The sequence below is a fragment of the Segatella asaccharophila genome (assembly GCF_054687055.1).
On sequence record NZ_BAACAN010000013.1, the window covers coordinates 18,775 to 40,223 of the forward strand.

A 21,449-nucleotide genomic window follows, 5' to 3' on the forward strand; every position below is an offset into this window, starting at 1 on the left:
AAATTATGAAGCGATTATTTTTTCTATTTTCCATAAGTTTTAGTATTGTTATTTTCTCCAGTTGTACAGGACGATTTGATTCGATGAACACTAACCCTGGGGCTGTAACCAACGCAAGTCTTAAATATATATTACCTTATGTACAAGAAGTCGGTGCACATTTAAGTGCGACACCTTACCAACTTGGAGACAATCTATATGCACAACGCTATTGCCAATATTTTGCCAATACTCAAACTGCATTTTCCACAGATCGATATGGATATAATGACAGTTGGTCTACTGGTGGTTTTTGGACTCCATATTATACGACATTAAAGCACCTGAAAGTGGCAAAGGAAATTGCAAGCAAAGAGTCCTCTGAGATTAATTTATATCAAATGATGCGCATTACATTAGCGTATGAAACTGCAAGTATGACAGATATATATGGCGATATACCTTATACCACAGCAGGATTAGGAGAAAGTCAAAATAAATACGACCCACAAGACTCTATTTACAAAGACATTTTCAAAGAACTCACAGAAGCGGTAGAAGTCCTTAATCAAAACAATAGTGAACAGGAAACCGTTACGAGTGACAATGACCTAGTATTTGGAGGAAATATTCAAAAATGGATTCGTTTTGCCAACTCTCTGAGATTGCGATATGCCCTGCGTATATCTTTTAAAGATCCCAGTTGGGCTAAGACAGAAGGAGAAGCGGCATTAAAAGCTGGAATAATGGAAAGTAACAGTGATAATGCATATATGACATGCAACGGTAAAGGTGCATGGGGATGGGGGAATCCACTCTACATGATGAGCACATGGCATGAATTTACAATGAGCGCTGAGATGGAAAAAATATTAAAGCATCTAAGTACTGTAGAAGATCCACGAATGCGTTTATGGTTCGGTCAAGCCGAAGATTATGTTGCAGCAAAAAAGGACGGGACCTTGTCTAACTATACGGGAGAACAATTTGCAGGTTTACCTAATGGAATGAGTTCTACCGAAATCGGCTTACCAGACAATGCAGCAACAAGACATTCCGTTTGCTTAGGCTTACAAGCATATCCTGAATGGAATAGTCTTGATACACCTACATCAGACGTATTGAATACTACGGTAACCTTACCTTTAAAGATTATGACTTATAGTGAAGTCTGTTTCTTAAAAGCCGAAGCGGCCTTATTAGGTTGGTCAGGTGCAGGTAATGCAAAAGAAAACTATTATTCAGGAATAACAGCATCGCTAGCTGACGAGCGTTCATTCCTTTCTAATGCAGCGCTTTCTCCAACAACAAACGATGAGATTTATATGACTACTGGTGACGTTGCATGGGATGATAATGATACTTATGAACAAAAATTAGAAAAAATTGCCACACAAAAATGGATAGCTCTTTATCCTAATGGCATTGAAGCATGGGCAGAATGTAGAAGAACCGGCTATCCTAAATTAATCCCTGTATTACACAGCGAAGAAACCACAATAGATCCTTCAAAGGGACAGTTTATAAAAAAACTTCGGTATCCTGATTCCGAAAGAAGAGAAAACGCTGAAAACGCTACAAGTTCGAAATTAAATAACGGTCAGGGAGATGGTCCAAACGTGCGTGTCTGGTGGGATACTGGTCGTTATAAATAAAGTGAATCGTGAATTTCTGCTTTCTTCTTAGCCTAATCGGTTAAGAGAAAGCAGAAACCACACAACCACTACAACCCTAAATATCACATCATAAAAAAACAGACCTATAATTAATAAGCCATATCCCCAAAATGTCACTTACAATCAAGTCATAAATAAAATGGATGAAAGTACCACACAACACAATCAGAGAATTCTGGCTCTCGACATATCTAGAGGGGTCACCATAGCTGGGATGATCCTCGTCAACAATCCGGGCGGTCCTCAGACCTATGCCCCCTTGCAGCATTCTGAATGGCTGGGACTGACCCCGACAGACTTAGTGTTTCCTTTCTTCATGTTCATCATGGGGATCACTACTTATCTGTCTCTCCGCAAATTCGAGTTTAAATGGTCCTGGAAGTGTGCACGGAAGATTCTTAAAAGAGCCCTGCTGCTTTGGTTCATCGGCCTGGCCATCACTTGGCTCGTCATGTTTTTCAGAGGGATGGAAAATCCCATTAATGCCCAATTATCATTTGCACAACGCCTCTCTGTTTCCGCCAACACGTTTGGTCAGTTACGCATCCTGGGCGTCCTGCCACGACTGGGCATCTGCTATGGACTGGCAGCAGTCATCGCCCTATCAGTCAGGCACAAATTCATTCCATGGATCATCGCAGGAATATTCATCGGCTATTATATCCTCCTGGAATGCTGTAACGGATATGCCCACGACAACACCAATATCCTGGCCGTCGTAGACAACTATATCCTGGGAACAGGACATGTCTACAAACTAGACCATCCAGACCCTGAAGGTATCCTGAGTACATTCCCCGCCTTGGCACATGTGCTCATCGGCTTTTGCGTGGGGGAAAGCATTATGAAACTAAGCAATCTGAATGATAAAATAGAACGCCTTTTCATCATCGGAGCCCTGCTTACGTTTGCAGGGTTCCTGCTAGCCTACGCCTGCCCTATCAGCAAGAAATTATGGACTCCCACTTTCTCAATGGTAAGCTGCGGACTGGCCTCCACCATCCTGGCCCTGCTCACATGGCTCATTGACAAGAAGAAACACCAGGATGCCCTGACCAACTTCTTCCATGTGTTCGGAGTGAACCCGCTGGCCCTTTTCATCCTCTCCGAATTACTGATCATCCCATTCGGGATCATTCTGTTCGGAGGCTCATCCATCCGGATTATGACTTATACCCATATCCTTCTGCCCGCCGTAGGGATGAAGGCTGCATCACTGGTCTGGGCAATCCTTTGTGTTTGCTTATGTTGGTATGTAGGTTATATTCTATTTAAGAAAAAAATATATATAAAATTATGATACTAAGAGCTGACAGAAGTTCCATCAAAACATATTGTCATACCATTAAAAATTATCAAAACTCCAGAGTTATTAAGTCTGAAAGTTATTATCTATTTTCTCAGACCAAAATAAGATCACACGGGGAATTTAACATAATTTACTACTTATGCGAACACTGATCAATACCACATATTTCTCACCTTTACAACGAAAGAATTTCTACATCATCGATCATTAATAATAATCAATTATAATTATGGATAAAAAAAAGTACTTGGAATTTTGGGCAAAATCTTACAAAGAAGACCTTACGAAAAACATCATGCCTTTCTGGATGAGACACGGATGGGATAAAACATACGGAGGCGTTTATACCTGTGTAAACCGCGACGGTTCCTTGATGGACTCAACGAAATCGGTTTGGTTTCAGGGACGCTTTGCCTTTATCTGTTCATTCGCATACAACAACATCGAGCCCAATCCGGAATGGCTGCAAGCAGCAAAAAGTACTCTGGACTTTATGGAAAAATATTGTTTTGATAAAGATGGACACATGTATTTTTCTATAACTGCTGACGGACGCCCCTTGCGCAAGCGCCGCTATGTTTTCTCGGAAACTTTCGCAGCTATAGCCATGTCGGAATATGCATTGGCCACGAAAGACATGTCATACGCCAAGAAAGCCATGAAGATTTTTGAAGACACACAACGCTTTCTATCTACTCCTGGATTTCTTGAGCCAAAGTATGAATCTTCTGTCAATTTGCAAAGCCATTCCATCATTATGATTCTGATCAATGTCGGATCACGAATTCGCACTGTGATTGACGATCCGAAAGTTACACAGCAAATAGACCAGTCTATCGCTGCATTGAAAAAATATTTCATGCATCCTGAATTTAAGGCTCTGCTTGAGATGGTTGGGCCGAACGGAGAATTCATTGATACCAACATGACACGTACCATCAATCCCGGACATTGCCTTGAAACTTCCTGGTTCATCATGGAGGAATCTCGCCTGCGTGGATGGGATAAAGACTTGATGGATATGGCTTTGACTATTTTCAACTGGTCATGGAACTGGGGATGGGATAAACAGTACGGTGGAATTATTAATTTCAGGGATTGTCGCAACTTGCCCCAACAGGACTATTCACAGGACATGAAATTCTGGTGGCCTCAATGTGAAGCCATCATTTCTTCCCTATATGCTTATCTGGGTACCGGGGATGAAGAATACCTGTATCTGCACCGGCAGATCAGCGAATGGACGTATGCTCATTTTCCAGACAAGAAATATGGGGAATGGTACGGTTACCTGCATCGTGACGGAACGGTTGCACAGCCGGCCAAGGGGAACCTGTTCAAAGGACCTTTCCATATCCCCAGGATGATGATAAAAGGTTATACTTTATGTCAGGATATTTTAAAGACACTGTAGAAACTCTGGAGTAAAAGTGGCTCATGATATAAAATTTATGATTAACTTTGCCAATGGGATAAGCCAATGACGTATTTATATCCATCTGAAGGAATTAACAAACAGGATAGAAATAATCATTCCGTCTTGTCCCATTGATATAAAGAGAATAATATAGTAAATCCTAAGGCAGATAATCTATTTTATCACGATCGGGGTAAGAATTGATGATCTTCACGATTGTTTGTAGACAGAACAGTTTAATAAATTTCAGATATTATGATTAACAGAAGAGATTTTATAAAAAAAGCATTACTTGCAAGTGCCTCAGCTATCATTGCACCTTCTTTGCTGAACGCGAAGAAAAGTTCATCACCAAGCAGTAAACCTTTTTTGAATATTAATAGTAGAGATCATCAATCACATCTGATCGTCCCAAAGAACAACGGTATACGGATTACCGGTACATTCTTAGACGAAATATCCCATGATATACCTCATCAGAACTGGGGGGAAAAAGAATGGAACCAGGATTTTGCTTACATGAAAGCTATCGGCATTGATACGGTAATCGTTATTCGTTCCGGCTATCGGAAATTCATCACTTATCCTTCTCCTTATTTGTTAAAGAAGGGATGCTATATGCCTTCTGTGGATCTTATTGATATGTTCCTTCGTCTTACGGGGAAATATGGGATGAAGTTCTATTTCGGCCTTTATGATTCGGGGCATTATTGGGATACAGGAGACATGAGCCAGGAGGTAGAAGACAACAAGTATGTCATTGATGAGGTTTGGAAAATGTATGGAAACAAATATAAGAGTTTTCAGGGCTGGTACATCAGTACAGAAATCAGCCGGCGAACAAAGGGTGCCATCAGTTCTTTCTATGCAATGGGTAAACAATGCAAGGATGTATCAGGAGGACTGCCTGTCTTTATATCCCCTTGGATAGATGGGAAAAAAGCGGTTATGGGAACGGGTAAGATGACGAATGACCAGGCTATCTCTGTGCAGGAGCATGAGAGAGAATGGAATGAAATATTTGACGGAATCCACGAAGTCGTAGATGCCTGTGCCTTTCAAGACGGACATATAGATTATGACGAGTTGGATGCTTTCTTTTCAGTAAACAAAAAACTTGCAGATAAATATCACATGCAATGCTGGACGAATGCTGAAAGTTTTGATCGTGATATGCCTATACATTTCCTGCCTATCAAGTTTGATAAACTACGTCTCAAATTAGAAGCAGCCAAGCGTTGTCACTATGACAAGGCCATCACTTTTGAATTTTCCCATTTTATGAGTCCGCAATCGGCATACATACAAGCCCATCATTTATATGACCGTTATAAAGAATACTTTAATATCAGATAGGCATGATTAGTTATTTTTCATACAACTCATTTGAGATAAAGACATGAAAGCGGAATACAGATTAGGATACATCGTTTTTCTATCCTTAGTTGCAGCCATTGGAGGACTGCTGTTCGGATATGATACGGCAGTAATTTCGGGAACCGTTGACCAGGTCACGGAACAGTTCAGCCTAACCGTTATGGAGCAGGGATGGTTCGTCGGCTGTGCATTGATCGGCTCCATTATTGGAGTAGCCTTTGCCGGGATTATCAGTGACCGGCTAGGAAGGCGTATGGCCATGTTCATTGCGGCCTTCCTGTTTACCGTCTCTGGGATATGGTGTGCTTTGAGCTACAACTTTAACAGTCTAGTCCTGGCCCGTGTCACAGGAGGGATCGGCATCGGGGTCATCTCTATTGTTGCTCCAATGTATATCTCAGAAATAGCAATAACAAGATACCGAGGACGGCTAGTATCGCTCTACCAGTTAGCTGTAACTTTCGGTTTTCTGGCAGCATACCTCATGAACTACATTCTTCTATATATCTCAAAGACCGCTTCTTTTACTTCAGGTGTCTTGCAACTGGTATGCGTCAATGAAGTATGGAGAAGCATGTTCGGCATGGAATCCATCCCCGCCCTGATCTTCTTCATTATCTTGTTTTTTATTCCTGAAAGTCCACGGTGGCTCATCGTACACCATAGGGAGGACCTGGCATCCCGTATATTCAGTCGTATCTATTTTTCCGGCAAAGAAGTTACGCGCCAGATTGAGGACACGAAATCCACAATTTCCTCTGCCTCCAAGTCCGAATGGCGGGACCTCTTCAAGCCTGGCATATTCAAGGCTGTCGTCATCGGGGTATGCATAGCTATATTAGGCCAGTTCATGGGGGTCAATGCCGTATTGTATTACGGCCCCTCCATTTTCAAGGATGCAGGGATGTCCGATCCTTTATTCTGCCAGGTACTTGTCGGCATCGTGAATACTGTCGCTACGATTATTGCGATGTTCATCATTGACAAGTTGGGAAGGAAGAGACTTGTTTATTTCGGGGTGTCCGGTATGATCCTGTCTTTGATCTTCATCTCTTTCTATTTCACGGAAAGAGATCCCATGCACCTGTCCGTATATTTTATGCTTGCGTTCTTTTTACTATATGTTTTCTGCTGTGCCGTCTCCATCAGTGCAGTAGTGTGGGTGTTGCTCTCTGAAATGTATCCCAACCGTATACGGGGACTGGCAATGTCTATAGCTGGTTTCGCATTATGGATAGGCACCTATCTTATCGGGCAGCTCACTCCATGGCTGTTGCAGAATCTTGCTCCTGCGGGAACTTTCCTGCTCTTTGCGGTCATGTGCATCCCCTATCTCCTCATTATGTGGAAACTCGTTCCCGAAACGGCAGGTATGTCTTTAGAAGATATTGAACGGTATTGGACTAAAACAAAAAAACAATGAAAAAGGGAAAATTACTTTTGAAAATTCTTGTGATCATATTCATTATCGGATACCCTTTATTAACGAGTAGCCAGAGTATATCAAAAACTAAAAGGGCCTTTATGTGGTTCGATGCTGAAGCTAATTTTCAGCGTTTCAGCTATCCTGACAGCATTGATTTCTATTTAAACAAGATTAAACAGTTGGGGTTCACAGATGTTGTCGTTGATGTAAGGCCTATTTCAGGAGAAGTCCTGTTTACGACGAAGTACGCACCACGTATGAGAGAATGGCGTCATTTTGTACGCCCTGATTTTGATTATCTTGGTCGCTTTATTGCGACATCACACCGTCTAGGCATGAGAGTACATGCATCATTGAATATATTCTCTGCCGGACACAATTATTTTGATAGAGGGCTCATCTATTCCGGGCATCCGGAATGGGCTTCGACGGTATACACACCACAGGGATTAAAATCAATTACGGAACAAAAAGAGAAATATTCCGCAATGGTCAATCCCGCCAACAAGGAGTATCGCAGGTACATCGTCAAAGTCTTGTGTGACTTGGTGAGACAATATCCCAGATTAGACGGGATCGTCCTCGATAGAGTAAGATATGATGGTATTGATGCTGATTTCTCATCATTGTCTAAGAAAGATTTTCAGAAATACTCCGGCATAAACGTAAAACATTTCCCTGATGATATTTTTATATGGAAGAAAGATTCTAATGGACAATATAGCGTTCAAAGGGGCAAATATTTTAATCAATGGATAGAATACCGGTCCTCTGTAATTTATCATGTAATGAATGACCTTAGGACAGCTGTTAAAGCGATCAATCCTTCTATTTCTTTCGGCACATATACCGGTGCATGGTATCCATCCTATTATGAAGTCGGCGTGAATTTCGCAAGCAGGAACTATGACCCAAGTAAGGACTATGATTGGGCTACTCCCCATTATGCGAAGACAGGATATGCAGAATTAATAGATACCTATATGGTTGGCAATTACTATACTGACATTTCAATTGCGGATGCGATGCATAATAAAGAGGGAGTACGTAATGAAACAGACTCAGAAACACAATTCGGATCCTGGTATTCGGTAGAAGGTTCTTGCAAACATTTGCGTAACGTGCTCTGTGGTAGAAAATTTTATGGTGGCCTATTAGCAGACCAATTCTACAATTGCCCTGATAAATTATCGCAATCCATAGAAATGAATTTAAAATATTCCGATGGTGTGATGATCTTTGATATTAGTCATCTCATCCTCCAGGGCAGTCTTTGGGATGAAGTCAAGAAGGGCATGGTAATGTCCGGAATGTTAAAATTATAATTATTAATTCTATGAAACAGACACGAGCTTTCTCTTTAGATGCTTTGAGAGGGTATGCAATCATGACTATGATACTGTCAGCAACTGAAGCTTTCTCCATATTACCTGCATGGATGTATCACTGCCAGGTGCCGCCCCCTTCGCATATTTTTAACCCTCATATTTATGGGATCACATGGGTGGATTTAATCTTCCCTTTTTTCCTTTTTTCCATGGGAGCAGCAATACCTCTTTCTTTCCGGCATCATATAGCCGAAGGGGTTAGTTCTTTGCATTTAGCTTATAAAAGTGTAATACGCTGGCTCAAGTTGGCCTTCTTCGCAATTTTCATTGCCCACATGTTCCCTTACATGCTGGCAGGGGGGAATGCCAAATACCTGGTCCCCGTGGGAGCCTTTGTCCTGATGTTTTTCATCTATATGAAAAACCCTTTTAAAGTTTCCAAGATCTGGGCGAGAATCATCAATTCAGCAGCTTATGTAATAGCAGCATTATGGATGTTGTTTCAACCAGAAGCTGAAGGGAAGGCCTTTTCCTTGTATGATAGTGATGCGATTATCCTTATATTATCGAATATGGCATTATTTGGTTCAATCGTTTATTTATTAACCCGGAAAAACACCATGGCGCGCTTATTCATCATGCTTGTTGTCATTGCATTATTCGTCTCTGCAAAAACAACAGGGTCATGGCCCAAGGCATTGCATGACTACTCACCATTCCCATGGCTTTATCGCTTTTCTTATATAGAATATTTGTTGATTATTATTCCCGGCACATTTGCGGGTGACATTCTTTTCAATTGGCTGAACCATAATGAGACCGAAGACAAATATCAGACAAGACTAAAAAAGATCCGCTCTCCGTTTATTCTTTTCATTTCTCTGTCACTCATTATTGGGAATGTTTGCTTTTTATATAACCGTCTTTTAGTGATTAACGTCATTTTCTCACTAATTCTATTAGCAGCACTTTACTTCCTGTTGCGCACAGATGACACAGAAATGAAAACATGGTCACAACTCTATCATTGGGGGGCATGGCTTTTAATGATCGGACTCTGCTTTGAGCCTTTTGAAGGAGGAATCCGCAAAGATGATGTGACCATAAGCTATTTATTTACGACTTCTGGCTTAGCTTTCTTTGGATTACTGTTCTTCGCACTTGTAAGTGATTACTACCAATGTAAATGGATCTCGCTGCCTCTTGAATTGGTAGGCAAGAATCCTATGATCGCTTACGTGATGGGATCTATGGTCGTTATTCCCTTGCTGGAATTTTCGGGTATCTATCAGTGGATGAACATAATGGATACCGCACCATGGTCCGGCTTCTTAAAGGGAGTGATCCTGACCGCTTTATGTATGGTACTTACCTCTATATTTACAAGGGAGAAAATCTTTTGGAAAACTTGATCAGGCCTCATCCCTCAACTTGTCTTTTAAAATTAATGAACCATTAAAACTAAAAGGATTTTTTAAGGATCATAAGATGAAAAAATATTTTCTTAATTTCAGTATATTCGTCATTCTATCCATATTCTTTCCTGGATACATCATGGCTTATCATGATTCCGGGCAATTCATCAAGGCTGATGATCCATCCATAACCTACACAGGCAGAACCGAAAAACTTCAGGATGGATCAGTACGCTATGATTGGGTAGGAACCTATTTGCAAACTTCTTTCCCCGGCAGTTCCATTGCTGTTTCCATATCTGAATCCGGCAGGAGCTTTCACAACATTTTCATTGATGGGAAATGGATCCGCAAAATCGAAATAACGGGCAAACAGAACCATACTGTCGTTTTAGCCCGTGGACTCTCTAAAGGATTCCATGTACTGAAGCTGCAGAAGTGTACAGAAGGCGAATTTGGATGTACCACTATTCATGGCTTTTATACCTCCAAGAAGGGGCCATTACGTACCGTAAAGAGAAAAACTCGCTTGATTGAGATCTATGGTGACTCTTATACTTGCGGCTATGGAAGTGAAGCACAAGGCCCGCAAGAACATTTCAAACTGAACACTGAAAATTGTGATCTGTCCTATGGCTGTATCATTGCCCGTTATTTTGATGCTGACTATGTCTTGATCGCTCATTCAGGAAAGGGCCTCGTGCGCAATTATGGAGAGAACCGCCAAATATCCAAAAACACAATTTACACAAGATCCAGCCATGTTTATGATGACTTCGACACATTGACCTATAATTTTTCAGCTTACCATCCAGATTTGGTAATGATCAATTTAGGCACGAATGATTATTCCCCAATAGTGACACCCTCCGTAGAGCAATATGCAGAAACATATATCCATCTCATTCATTCAATCAGGAAACACTATGGGAATATAACGATACTCTGCATTATTCCTCATACGGCAAATGATTATCTTAATTGTGGTCTCAATGAGGTCAGGAGGAGGATACGGACAATGAAAGGAGTGTATATGTCGAATCCTATGCCCGGAATATTATCCTCCGGTAATTTAGGAGCTGATGATCACCCTAACTATCTAGGACATCAGAAAATAGCAATGAATCTTATCCCCACCATCTCTACCATTATGAACTGGAGATTAGAGGATAAAATCGTAAAATAATTTCCTGCTTATGCTGATCCATTGACAACAGGTTAATTTACATCCTTGCCCCTCAATTTATCCTGAAAACTTTATACTGAATTTATAAACGGATGCTTATGTTGAAAAAAATTAGTTTAATTTGTGTGTTGTTCTGTCTGGTAATATCCCTACCAGCCCAGGATCTCAGGTTCCATCACGGACAATTTAAAATCGTACAGTTTACAGACCTTCATTACCAGCAGGATAATCCGGCCTCACAACAAGCTGCAGAATGTATAAAAGAAGTCGTCAAGTCAGAAAGACCTGATCTGATAGTCGTCACAGGAGATATCGTGTACTCTCAGCCTGGAAAAGTTGCCCTGCAAACCGTGCTTGACATCTTCAGAGACACAAAGACGCCATTCTGTATGCTTTTTGGCAACCATGACCCGGGAGAAGGCACTCCCCTAGATACGCTATATAATATGATGCAGGCCGCGCCTTATAGTGTGCAGCCCCACAGAGAAAGTGCCCTGTTTGACTATACCCTGCCGGTAAAATCAGAAGATGGCAGCAAAACAGAAGCCGTAATTTACGGTATGGACACCCATGACTATAGCAAGATAAAGGGCACGGGGACCTATCAGGAGTTCTTCCCTGAACAAGTAAACTGGTACCGGAAGACCAGTGCTGACTATGCCCTGGAGAATGGCGGCAAGCCCCTGCCGGCTGTCGCCTTCATGCACTATCCCCTGCCTGAATATAATTATGCCATGACTAATCCGGAGATCATCATGAACGGTACCCGCATGGAAACGGGCTGCTCCTCAGATCTTAATTCCGGAATGTTCGATGCCATGAAACAATGTGGAGATATTATGGGGGTGTTTTGCGGACACGATCATGACAATGACTGTTCCATGATGTATTACGGCATCCTTCTGGCCTATGGACGTTTCTCGGGTGGCAATACTGAATATAACCATCTGCGCAATGGGGGCAGGGTGATTGTGCTGAAGGAAGGATCACGGAGCTTTGATACCTGGATTCATGAAAGAGGAGGACAGGTACTGAACAGGACTTCCTACCCCGCAAGCTATACCAAGGATAACTGGAAGGAAAGAAAGGGGACAAGATAATCCCATTATACTTGGGAAAAGCTTGAACGAGTCCGCGAGACCTTCGAATAAATGATATTAAATCTTATCAAATTACCTTATTTTTTACTTTGATTCACAAGACTTACAAAAAAAATAATTAGATTTGTATCTATTAAATAATTTTTTGATGATATGTCCGAGAATCTAATAAAAGAAATCATAGAAGGAAGCAAGATGTCTCTCATCGAGAAAAATGTTATCACTTACTTCATCCATAATGGAAATTCAACGATTACCGACCTTGCTCAAGAATTAAACCTGAGTATTCCAACAACTACTAAATTCGTCAATGAAATGTGTAAGACAAAAATTCTCAACGAATTTGGCAAACTTGAAACCAATGAAGGGCGACGTCCTAATTTATACGGGCTCAATCCAACATCAGGATATTTTCTCGGGGTAGATATCAATGAATTCTCCGTGAACATCGGGATGATGAATTTCAAGGGTGATATGGAGGAGTTGAAGATGAAAATCCCCTACTCTATAGACAACACGATGAGTTCGCTGGATGAGCTCTGCGGGTTGATCACTAATTTCATCCAGGAATCGGAAGTTGACGCGAACAAGATCATCAACATTAACATTAATTTCTCGGGAAGAGTAAATCCCGAGACAGGATACTGCTACAGCATCTTTAACTTTTCAGAGAGTCCGCTTACCAAGATCATTTCTGACAAGATAAATATGCACGTATCCATCGACAATGACTCGCGCTCAATGGCTTACGGTGAGTACCTCAAGGGATGTGTAAAGGGGGAGAAGGATGTGCTTTTCATCAATATAAGCTGGGGACTCGGCATGGGCATGATCCTTGATGGAAAACTCTACAAAGGAAAATCCGGTTTTTCCGGAGAGTTGGGGCATGTTCATACCTTCGACAACGAGATTCTCTGCAAATGCGGGAAAAAAGGATGTCTCGAGACAGAAGTATCCGGACAGGCTCTGTGCAGGATAGTCAATGAGCACATCAAGGCCGGAGAATCATCCATCCTGTCAAAAAAGCACTCCGAGGAAAAGCCCTATACGCTCGAAGAAATTATTGACGCCACGAATCATGAAGACCTGCTATGTATAGATATTGTCGAAAAGATGGGGCAGAAATTAGGGGAATCGCTGGCAGGCCTCATCAATATCTTCAATCCGGAACTGGTGGTGATTGGCGGCATTCTGTCCTTGACCGGTGATTATCTCTTGCAACCCATAAAAACCTCCGTACGCAAATATACGTTGAATATAGTTAATAAAGACACCTCTATTGTCCTTTCCAAGCTGAAGGAAAAAGCAGGAATCACTGGAGCCTGCATGCTGGCCCGGACACATATATTCGATGATTGAAAGCAAGAGTGCATTATTCTCACACTTTGCTGACATACTATTTATAGAAAAATAACCATTAAAACCATTGCAACTATGAATTTAGGAATGCCTGAAATTTTACTGATTGCCTTAGTAGTATTACTGCTCTTTGGAGGGAAAAAGATCCCTGAACTGATGAAAGGTTTAGGAAAAGGTATCAAGAGCTTCAAGGAAGGCATGAATGAAAAAATCGATCTGGATGATTCTGAAAAGGAGGATAAAAAAGAGGATTCTGAAAGAAAGAACAAGAATGAATCATAATAAGCAGAGTGATGACACAGAAATGAATTTCTGGGATCACCTGGACGTCCTCCGGAGCAGTCTTCTACGGGCTCTTGGAGCAACGATATTATTCAGCGTCATAGGTTTTGTCTTCAAAAGGCAACTCTTTAGTTTGATTCTTGCGCCAAGCCGTTCTGATTTCATCATCTATCGCCTGATGGGAGCAAAGCCTTATTCCATCGAACTGATCAACACACAACTCACGGAGCAGTTTCTTGTCCACATGAAAATGGCTTGTACTTTAGGGGTTCTATGTGCATCTCCTTATATCCTCTATTTACTCTATAAATTTATCTCTCCGGCGCTCTATACCAATGAGAGACGATTCTCCAAGATGCTGGTATCAAGTGCCTACTGCATGTTCATCATAGGAATATTAGTCAATTATTTCCTCATCTTCCCCATCACCCTTCGTTTCCTCACCACATATAATGTCAGCAGCACAGTCCATAGCTTTCTCACCCTGGACAGTTATGCTGACACGCTGATCATGATGAGCATCATTTTTGGAATCATTTTTGAGATACCTGTCATAAGCGCGATATTAGGAAGATTAGGCCTTCTTCATTCAAAGGCCATGGGACGATACCGGAGACAAGCCATAGTCATTATTCTTGTCGTTGCTGCGATCATCACTCCCACGAGTGATGCTTTCACCCTCCTTATCGTCTCCGTTCCAATGTACTTTCTATATGAAATCAGCATCACTATTGTAAAAGTGGAAGAGAAAAAATTGTTGCGGAATAGCAAGGCTGTAGCCAACTGTGACGAATCATGTGGATAAAATTAGATGCTAAATTAAGGTCACGGAAATAATTACCTGGCTTTCACGATTTCAGCCAACAGCCCCCCCGACGGTGCATTAAAATTACCCCGATGGTGCATAGAGATGGCCTCAATGGTACATATAGATGGTCCCAATGGTGCATATAGATGGTCCCAATGGTGCATAGAGATCCCCCCAATGGTACATTACGATATATGACTATGAAGCATTTCTCTTTTTCAAGTCCATATTTTACATCTGTATGTCACGCTTTGTACAGTTCCCCACATCATAGAGAACCATACAAAGCATCACAAACGAAGAAGGGTCTACAATATTCAACAAACCGGATTTACACCCTTTCAGGAGTATTCATCCTGGAACAGATGAATATTCCCAAAGTTATCAGTAACCAGGATTCTGTTTCAGCACATTATTGCTTTTATCTATTTCAGATTGCGGAATAGGTAAAAGGTAATCCCGGTTATCTTCAAAATTTGCCCCTTTTGTCGTACTGTATTTTTTTGCATAAGCGCGCATGACCTCACCGAAACGTTTCTGGCGCATCAGGTCATCCCGTCTCCAGCCTTCCATAGCCAACTCACAACGGCGTTCGTGCCAGATAATCTGGCGCAACTTATCCTGGTTTGTTTCCGTAATATCCGGTAAAGTATTCTGGGTGGTAGGAGGAATATAAGTTTGCCGGTCACGGCGCGGATCTACGGGATTAGTATTCCGTGCACGGCGCCGCACCTGATTAAGGTAAACCAGCGCTTGTTCAGGTTTTCCATCTTCATTCAGAGCCTCAGCATACATGAGCAGGACATCAGAATAGCGGATCATGCGGATGTTATAACTGATCATCCATACATCCATGCCCTTCTTTTCGATAGCAGGAACCGTAAGTTTGTAATCATGGTATCCCGTTGGAGATTCCGAATTATCCTGAGACAAGGAATCCCCCACATAACGGTCACCCGTCTGGGTGAAGACATAAGTGATACGGGGATCATCCGGATCAAAGGCATTATAGAGATCCTTAGAGGGGCAATGAAATCCATAGCCCTGGTACCCCGAGACACGCCGGCTGGTGAAATAATGTGGTACATTGGTGCCCGTAGCGATCGATTTGTCATACACCTTATTAGGAATTTCAAATACAGACTCCGAGCTGTTTTCATAAGCAGGCCGCCAATTCTTCCCATAATCATCGAGCAAGGCATAATCTTTGTCCACCTCGACGATCTCGTGCAAGACCTCTTCAGCTGATTTATAGTCCCCCTGGAACATATACGTCTTGGCCAGCATCGTCTTAGCAAACCCTCTCGTTACCCTGTAAGCATCGTCAGAGGAATAACTGCCCTTAGCAGGAAGGAATTCCGCATCGGTCAAATCCTTGATGATCTGGGCATAGACCGCATCCGAAGAAGAGCGCGGAACTTTAAGTACCTCTTCAGGCTTCATAGGCTGTGTAAGCAGAGGTACGCCGCCAAACGTAGTGACGAGACAATAATATCCAAAACCACGAAGAGCTTTAGCCTCATTGACATAGCGCGTCAGAAGATCCTTATCACCCGTGGCAGACGGAGCATAGTAAATGACCTCATTGCAACGGTCGATCAAGTCATAAAGGATGGTCCAGCGACGATAAACTTCAGAATTATCAGTAGAAACGATAAAGTTAGATAATTGCTGAACCTCTGCACGGTCACCGTCACCACTGCCGCCCTTCAGCGCGTCATCCGTAGTACAGTCACCGATAAAGTAATGGTCAAGAGCATATTCATTCCAGGTTTGCCGGAGTTGTAAGTAAGCGCCGGTCAGCGCCTCCTTGATTTCACTTTCCGTTTTATAAAAATTTTCACTTGTTGTTTTGCCATAAGTAGGTACTTCTATAGAACATCCATAAAGTCCAAAAACGGCCAGGGCCAAACAACATACAGTTAATAGATGTTTCATTTCATTCAATTTAATACGAATTAAAACTGTAAATTAACACCAAAGGTAAAAGCCCTTGACGAAGGATAGTGTAATGTATCCACACCCATATTAAGAGGATTGCTGATACCTATATCGGGATCAAGGCCACTATATTTAGTAAACGTCAGGACATTTTCCCCAGAGAGATAGACTCTGCAACTATTAATAAATTTTATTTTTGTCAGCAGAGATGCTGGAACCGTATATCCAAGTTGTATATTCTGTAATCGCAGATAAGATCCATCCTCGACATAGAAAGAAGAATTCCGGTAGTTATCGTTCGTATCCGAGTTTGTAATGCGAGGGTATTCGGCATCCGTATCCCCCTCCTTCGTCCAAGCTTTCGTATATGCAACGGCCAGGGCATTCTGACGGCCAGCTATAGCCAGACTGCCTTTAGAGACATTCCAGATATCATTGCCCAGAGTTCCTTGAAAAGCCATATTGAAGTCAAAAGACTTCCAGGAGAAGCCCAGGTTAAAGCCAAAAATCAGATCCGGATTAGGATCACCTATAAACGTACGGTCTTCATCCGCATTCAAGACACCAGAATCTCCGAGTTTAGCGAATTTGAAATCACCAGGTTTGGCATTAGGCTGTATCTTCACACCATTTTTATCCACATAATCATCAATCTCCGACTGATTCTGGAAGATGCCAATTACCTTATATCCCCAGAATCGTCCAATGGGGCCACCCACATACGTACGGCTGACGTCTCCGCTGAGATACTCGGAAGTCAGACGAGTGACCTTAGTCTTGTACGTAGAGAAATTCAATCCAAAATGATAATTAAAGTCCCTGCCGATTGTATTCCGGTAATTACCAGTAAACTCGAAGCCTGTATTACGTAAATCACCGGCATTGAAATATGGATTATTGGCAAAACCACCAAAGGACGGCACAGGCATCGTAAGCAACATATTTTGAGTCCGCTTAATATAATAGTCCATGCTGACATCAAGGCTGTTGCCAAACAGTGTCATATCCAAGCCCAGGTTAGACTGCTGGCTGGTCTCCCATTTTACCTTTGAGTTCCCGGCATATATCGGGACATACCCCTGTAAATAGCCCGTACCAAAGTACCATTGCTTCTCATTATCTGTTCCTATCAGTGTCAATGACGCATTGTCATCAATACGCTGATTACCGTTCTGTCCCCATCCTATTCTCAGTTTCAGGTTGGAAATGACCTTATCCAGATTCAAGTGTTCAAAGAACTTTTCACTGCTAATCCTCCAGCCTAAAGAGAAAGAAGGAAAATATCCCCAGCGATTCCCCCGGGCAAAGCGTGAAGAGCCGTCAGCACGGAAATTAACAGTCGCCAGGTACCGCTCATCATAGGAAAAATTAACCCGCCCCAGATAAGACAGCATAGCCGTCTGGGTCTTGTCACCAGACACCTGATCCCCCGTAGTCTGCGCACTCAGGATCCGGTATATCGCATCATTCCCCAGAGCCGCACGCTTAAAGGCATTAATACCCTCAGTGGTATTTTTCTCATACGTCATAGCAAGCATTGCATCAAGATTGGCTTTTCCGAAAGCAACTTGATAATTCAACCGCTGTTCCGTAAGATAATTGGAAACCACAGAACTGTTTTCAGTCAACTTCGTATCCGTATTGTATTTACTTTCCATATTGGCAAGATTATCATCAGAGAAAGTAGCAGTATACACCGGGATAAAATTCTTAAACGTATCATGATCACGTTCAAAACTGAACTGGACACGATAAGTCAGCCCTTTAGCCAGTTTGAGTTGTGCGAAGGCGTTCCCGAACACATTGAAGATGTCATCATACCGGTCAGGAAGTTCAAGCAAGGAAACAGGGTTAGGATCAAAAGACCATTCTGTGGGAGCATACTTATTATAACGATAGTTTTCCGATGACGGATCAACCAACGGACTGATAACAGGAGTAAAAGGATCAGCCTTGAGGATAAAATCAAACGAAGGCAAATTGCCCGTATCACGCTGGCGCATCGTTACCCCATTAACATTTACTCCAAGGGTCAGGTATTTATTAATATCATATTCTTGATTTAACCTCACAGACAACCGGTTAAATTCAGTATCAATAATTGATCCTTGCTCTCCGACATAGCCTACGCTCAAAGCAGAACGGGAATTATCATTACCCTTCCGGATACTTAAATTATAATGCTGATTAAAACCAGAACGGGTAACTGCTTTCCACCAATCAGTATTATAACCTTTTTTATACTGATTCATAAATTTCTGCTTCATTGATGACTGAAAAGAAGCATCCTCCGCATACGCCTCATTGATGAAATTGTAATACTGTTCACTATTCATCATCTTGAGCGTCTTATAACTATCCTTCACTCCGACATAGGCATCAAAAGACAAGATCGTCTTCCCCTTCACACCACTCTTAGTAGTAATCAAAACCACTCCATTGGACCCCCGTGAGCCATAGATTGCACAGGCTGAGGCATCTTTCAACACTTCAATATGTTCAATATCATCAGGATTGAGGTTATTGATATTATCCATAAATTGTCCGTCAACCACATAAAGGGGAGTATTATCATTCACCGTACCCAAGCCACGGATACGTACCACGGCAGATGCTCCCGGCTGTCCGGAACTTGTAGAGACATAGACCCCGGCAGCTTTCCCCGCAAGAAGATTAGACACGTTGGACACAGGGTAGTCCTTGATATCCTTGCTGCTGATCGATGCCAGAGAACCGGTAAGATCACTCTTGCGCTGAGTACCATAGCCGATGACGACCAACTCATTAAGAGACAGGGCATTTTCGTCCAAGGTGATATTAAAGACCCCGTCACCATTGACCTTTAGAGAACGAGACTGATAGCCCACATAAGAAAACAAGATGTTTCCTGATGAAGTTTTCAGAGCATAATTACCATTCAGGTCCGTAACCGTCCCTTCCGAAGAAGAAGCAGCATCACGCACGGTAACCCCGATGAGAGCCTCACCCGTCTTCGCATCACGCACAGTTCCAGAAACGCTGAATTGATGCTGCGCGAAAATACACAGGAAATCCGACAGCAAGATACATAATAAAAGAATTCGTTTATTCATAATTAGTAAGCATAAAGGTTAATTATCTATATGTTAAGATAGAACCAAACTCAGTAACCAAATGAGAGCCTTGTTTCTTGATCAGAGTACCGGCTGGCAACTCATCCACGACGACGGCGTTGTCAGCAGGAAGCACAATTTCAAAATACCCACTTTTATCCTTAGCCAAATAGGTTTTAGAGACAATATCGAAAAGATCCACAGGGTGGATGGCATGATAGACCACTTTCCTTTCCGTCTTATAGGGATTATACAACAAATACACAGGCCAGGGACGGGCAGCATAGAAATCAGTAGCGTTGCAGTCCAGCCGTAGAATCGCTTTAACCGAAGTAGTATGGACTATGGCACCTAAGATACCCACCGGAGCCGTACTGTAGAGGCTAAACATCGTGCATGGGGGGTTATTCGAGGTCCACTTAGGTCCATCCCCCAAGGCGACCGGAGACACCCCTTTCAATGAAGCTTTTCCATAATCATCCTGTTTTCTGAGACCTTCGTATGCAATGATTCCATGAGTCAAATCCCTTAATTCTGGAAGCTCCTGATGGTCTGCATCTATCTGATCCGGGAAGAACAGACGACACGCATTTGCCATATTCAGCATCCATTTTCCAACAGCCCGTGCATACTGAGGCTCATACTTAACCATGGGAACAAGAGGCCAGGAGAGTTTAATGCTGTTCATCAAGAATGCATACCCTCCCCCATCGGTTATGCTTCCCTGAAGACCACTCACATCATATTTCCCCCAGCGACCGACGATCACGCCCCATCCTGTCCGCCCGTCTTTCTTCTTGCATCCATCGAATGTCCAATCGAGGATCTTCCCGACGTCATACGATTTCCCCAGCTCTGCATTCATCCGAGCCGCAACAATAGCCCCCATAGGAAGTAAGATTTCATAAAACGGACTTTCCTTCTGAGACAGGAGTGCATTCAAGGCAGATTCCGCATGAACCAAATATCGTTTGTCACCGAACTTTTTATAAGCAGCATACAACACCCACGCATGGCCGCCGGCCGCATCTTGTTCAAAAGGAATCGCATTACGTCCGCCCTTCATCTTGCTATAGTCAAAATAGGAATAGTCATAATCACCATCCAGGACAGAATCAGCCTTACAGAATTGATCGGCTACAGACCGCAGGATGCGGTCATTGCCAGGTATCTCCGGATAAAGGTCGCACAGGGCATAATAAAGGACATTAGGGAAGACATCATACCACCAGTCACGGCCATATCCCCCGCCATTCTTGCCAGACCCGGCATTCGTGTTATTCATGACGATATTCCATCCATTGTCGCTGTTAAAATAATTCTGCTCCATCTTCACATAATTGTATCCGTTCTGGCAACTTTTATCCACGCCACACAGTGTAGCCCCGATTAATGCCGAGAGAGAATTCAAACTTTCATGGAACTCGCCATGATTATGATGAGGTCCCTGGCGAGCATCACCCACTGCCGTATACAACCCAAAAGTTCTCTGCGCGACATTGCGATGAGAGTCGTCAAACCAAATAAGCGGACTTCCCTCAACACGGGTTTTCTCACTGAACACATAGGCATCAAAATCCAAAGCTTTCTTTTTCCAGTCAAGCATCTTATAAGGCTCTGGGACATCTGGCATGAGTTCAATCCTCTTGACAGGAATCTGTTTGACAGGATCACCATAATTCTGAGCACTCAACGGCCTGCTGAAAATAAGTCCGAAAGCACAAATACATATTAATGTCTTTTTCATAGTTAAT

Annotated in this window: 15 protein-coding genes; 12 read left to right on the forward strand and 3 right to left on the reverse strand. The window is 42.4% G+C overall.

All coding sequences use genetic code 11. The features are described 5' to 3' along the window. Positions 1 to 5 precede the first annotated feature (5 nt). From ACYRYG_RS08725 to tatC, 12 genes are all read left to right on the forward strand, one after another. The gene (locus tag ACYRYG_RS08725) at positions 6 to 1,634 is read left to right on the forward strand and encodes a SusD/RagB family nutrient-binding outer membrane lipoprotein (RefSeq protein WP_293423920.1); all 1,629 of its coding nucleotides are present in this window, start codon (positions 6 to 8) and stop codon (positions 1,632 to 1,634) included. 160 nt (positions 1,635 to 1,794) lie between these two features. Further along, a complete protein-coding gene (locus tag ACYRYG_RS08730; RefSeq protein WP_293423922.1) occupies positions 1,795 to 2,955 on the forward strand; it encodes an acyltransferase family protein in 1,161 nt (386 codons plus the stop codon). 238 nt (positions 2,956 to 3,193) lie between these two features. Further along, the gene (locus ACYRYG_RS08735; RefSeq protein ID WP_293425240.1) at positions 3,194 to 4,378 is read left to right on the forward strand and encodes an AGE family epimerase/isomerase; all 1,185 of its coding nucleotides are present in this window, start codon (positions 3,194 to 3,196) and stop codon (positions 4,376 to 4,378) included. 258 nt (positions 4,379 to 4,636) lie between these two features. Beyond that, a complete protein-coding gene (locus ACYRYG_RS08740) occupies positions 4,637 to 5,737 on the forward strand; it encodes a DUF4434 domain-containing protein (protein ID WP_460198009.1) in 1,101 nt (366 codons plus the stop codon). Between the two features lie 43 nt (positions 5,738 to 5,780). Beyond that, on the forward strand, positions 5,781 to 7,181 hold the full coding sequence (locus ACYRYG_RS08745) for a sugar porter family MFS transporter (protein WP_293425242.1): 1,401 nt from the start codon (positions 5,781 to 5,783) through the stop codon (positions 7,179 to 7,181). Positions 7,182 to 7,282: 101 nt separating this feature from the next. Beyond that, positions 7,283 to 8,509 (forward strand): alpha amylase family protein, encoded by a 1,227-nt coding sequence (locus ACYRYG_RS08750; protein WP_293425244.1) that lies wholly within the window; start codon positions 7,283 to 7,285, stop codon positions 8,507 to 8,509. An 11-nt stretch (positions 8,510 to 8,520) separates the two neighbouring features. Then, positions 8,521 to 9,924, forward strand: a complete 1,404-nt coding sequence (locus ACYRYG_RS08755; protein WP_293423932.1) for a DUF5009 domain-containing protein — start codon at positions 8,521 to 8,523, stop codon at positions 9,922 to 9,924. 76 nt (positions 9,925 to 10,000) lie between these two features. Continuing rightward, a complete protein-coding gene (locus ACYRYG_RS08760) occupies positions 10,001 to 11,113 on the forward strand; it encodes an SGNH/GDSL hydrolase family protein (protein ID WP_293425246.1) in 1,113 nt (370 codons plus the stop codon). A 98-nt stretch (positions 11,114 to 11,211) separates the two neighbouring features. Then, the gene (locus ACYRYG_RS08765; protein ID WP_460198010.1) at positions 11,212 to 12,213 is read left to right on the forward strand and encodes a metallophosphoesterase family protein; all 1,002 of its coding nucleotides are present in this window, start codon (positions 11,212 to 11,214) and stop codon (positions 12,211 to 12,213) included. A gap of 153 nt (positions 12,214 to 12,366) precedes the next feature. After that, the gene (locus ACYRYG_RS08770) at positions 12,367 to 13,572 is read left to right on the forward strand and encodes an ROK family transcriptional regulator (protein ID WP_293423938.1); all 1,206 of its coding nucleotides are present in this window, start codon (positions 12,367 to 12,369) and stop codon (positions 13,570 to 13,572) included. 75 nt (positions 13,573 to 13,647) lie between these two features. Then, a complete protein-coding gene (locus tag ACYRYG_RS08775; RefSeq protein ID WP_293423940.1) occupies positions 13,648 to 13,854 on the forward strand; it encodes a Sec-independent protein translocase subunit TatA/TatB in 207 nt (68 codons plus the stop codon). Next, the gene (tatC, locus tag ACYRYG_RS08780) at positions 13,844 to 14,659 is read left to right on the forward strand and encodes a twin-arginine translocase subunit TatC (RefSeq protein ID WP_293423942.1); all 816 of its coding nucleotides are present in this window, start codon (positions 13,844 to 13,846) and stop codon (positions 14,657 to 14,659) included. The genes ACYRYG_RS08775 and tatC overlap by 11 nt, the downstream gene beginning before the upstream one ends. Before the next feature lie 387 nt (positions 14,660 to 15,046). On the opposite strand, the gene ACYRYG_RS08785 is transcribed toward tatC, so the two are convergent. The 3 genes from ACYRYG_RS08785 to ACYRYG_RS08795 are packed head-to-tail and all read right to left on the reverse strand — an operon-like array spanning position 15,047 to position 21,442. Continuing rightward, the gene (locus tag ACYRYG_RS08785; RefSeq protein WP_293432710.1) at positions 15,047 to 16,600 is read right to left on the reverse strand and encodes a RagB/SusD family nutrient uptake outer membrane protein; all 1,554 of its coding nucleotides are present in this window, start codon (positions 16,598 to 16,600) and stop codon (positions 15,047 to 15,049) included. A gap of 20 nt (positions 16,601 to 16,620) precedes the next feature. Continuing rightward, positions 16,621 to 19,695, reverse strand: a complete 3,075-nt coding sequence (locus ACYRYG_RS08790) for a SusC/RagA family TonB-linked outer membrane protein (RefSeq protein ID WP_293416472.1) — start codon at positions 19,693 to 19,695, stop codon at positions 16,621 to 16,623. 22 nt (positions 19,696 to 19,717) lie between these two features. Then, complete coding sequence (locus ACYRYG_RS08795; RefSeq protein ID WP_460198011.1) at positions 19,718 to 21,442, reverse strand: hypothetical protein; 1,725 nt, start codon at positions 21,440 to 21,442, stop codon at positions 19,718 to 19,720. Positions 21,443 to 21,449: the final 7 nt, after the last annotated feature.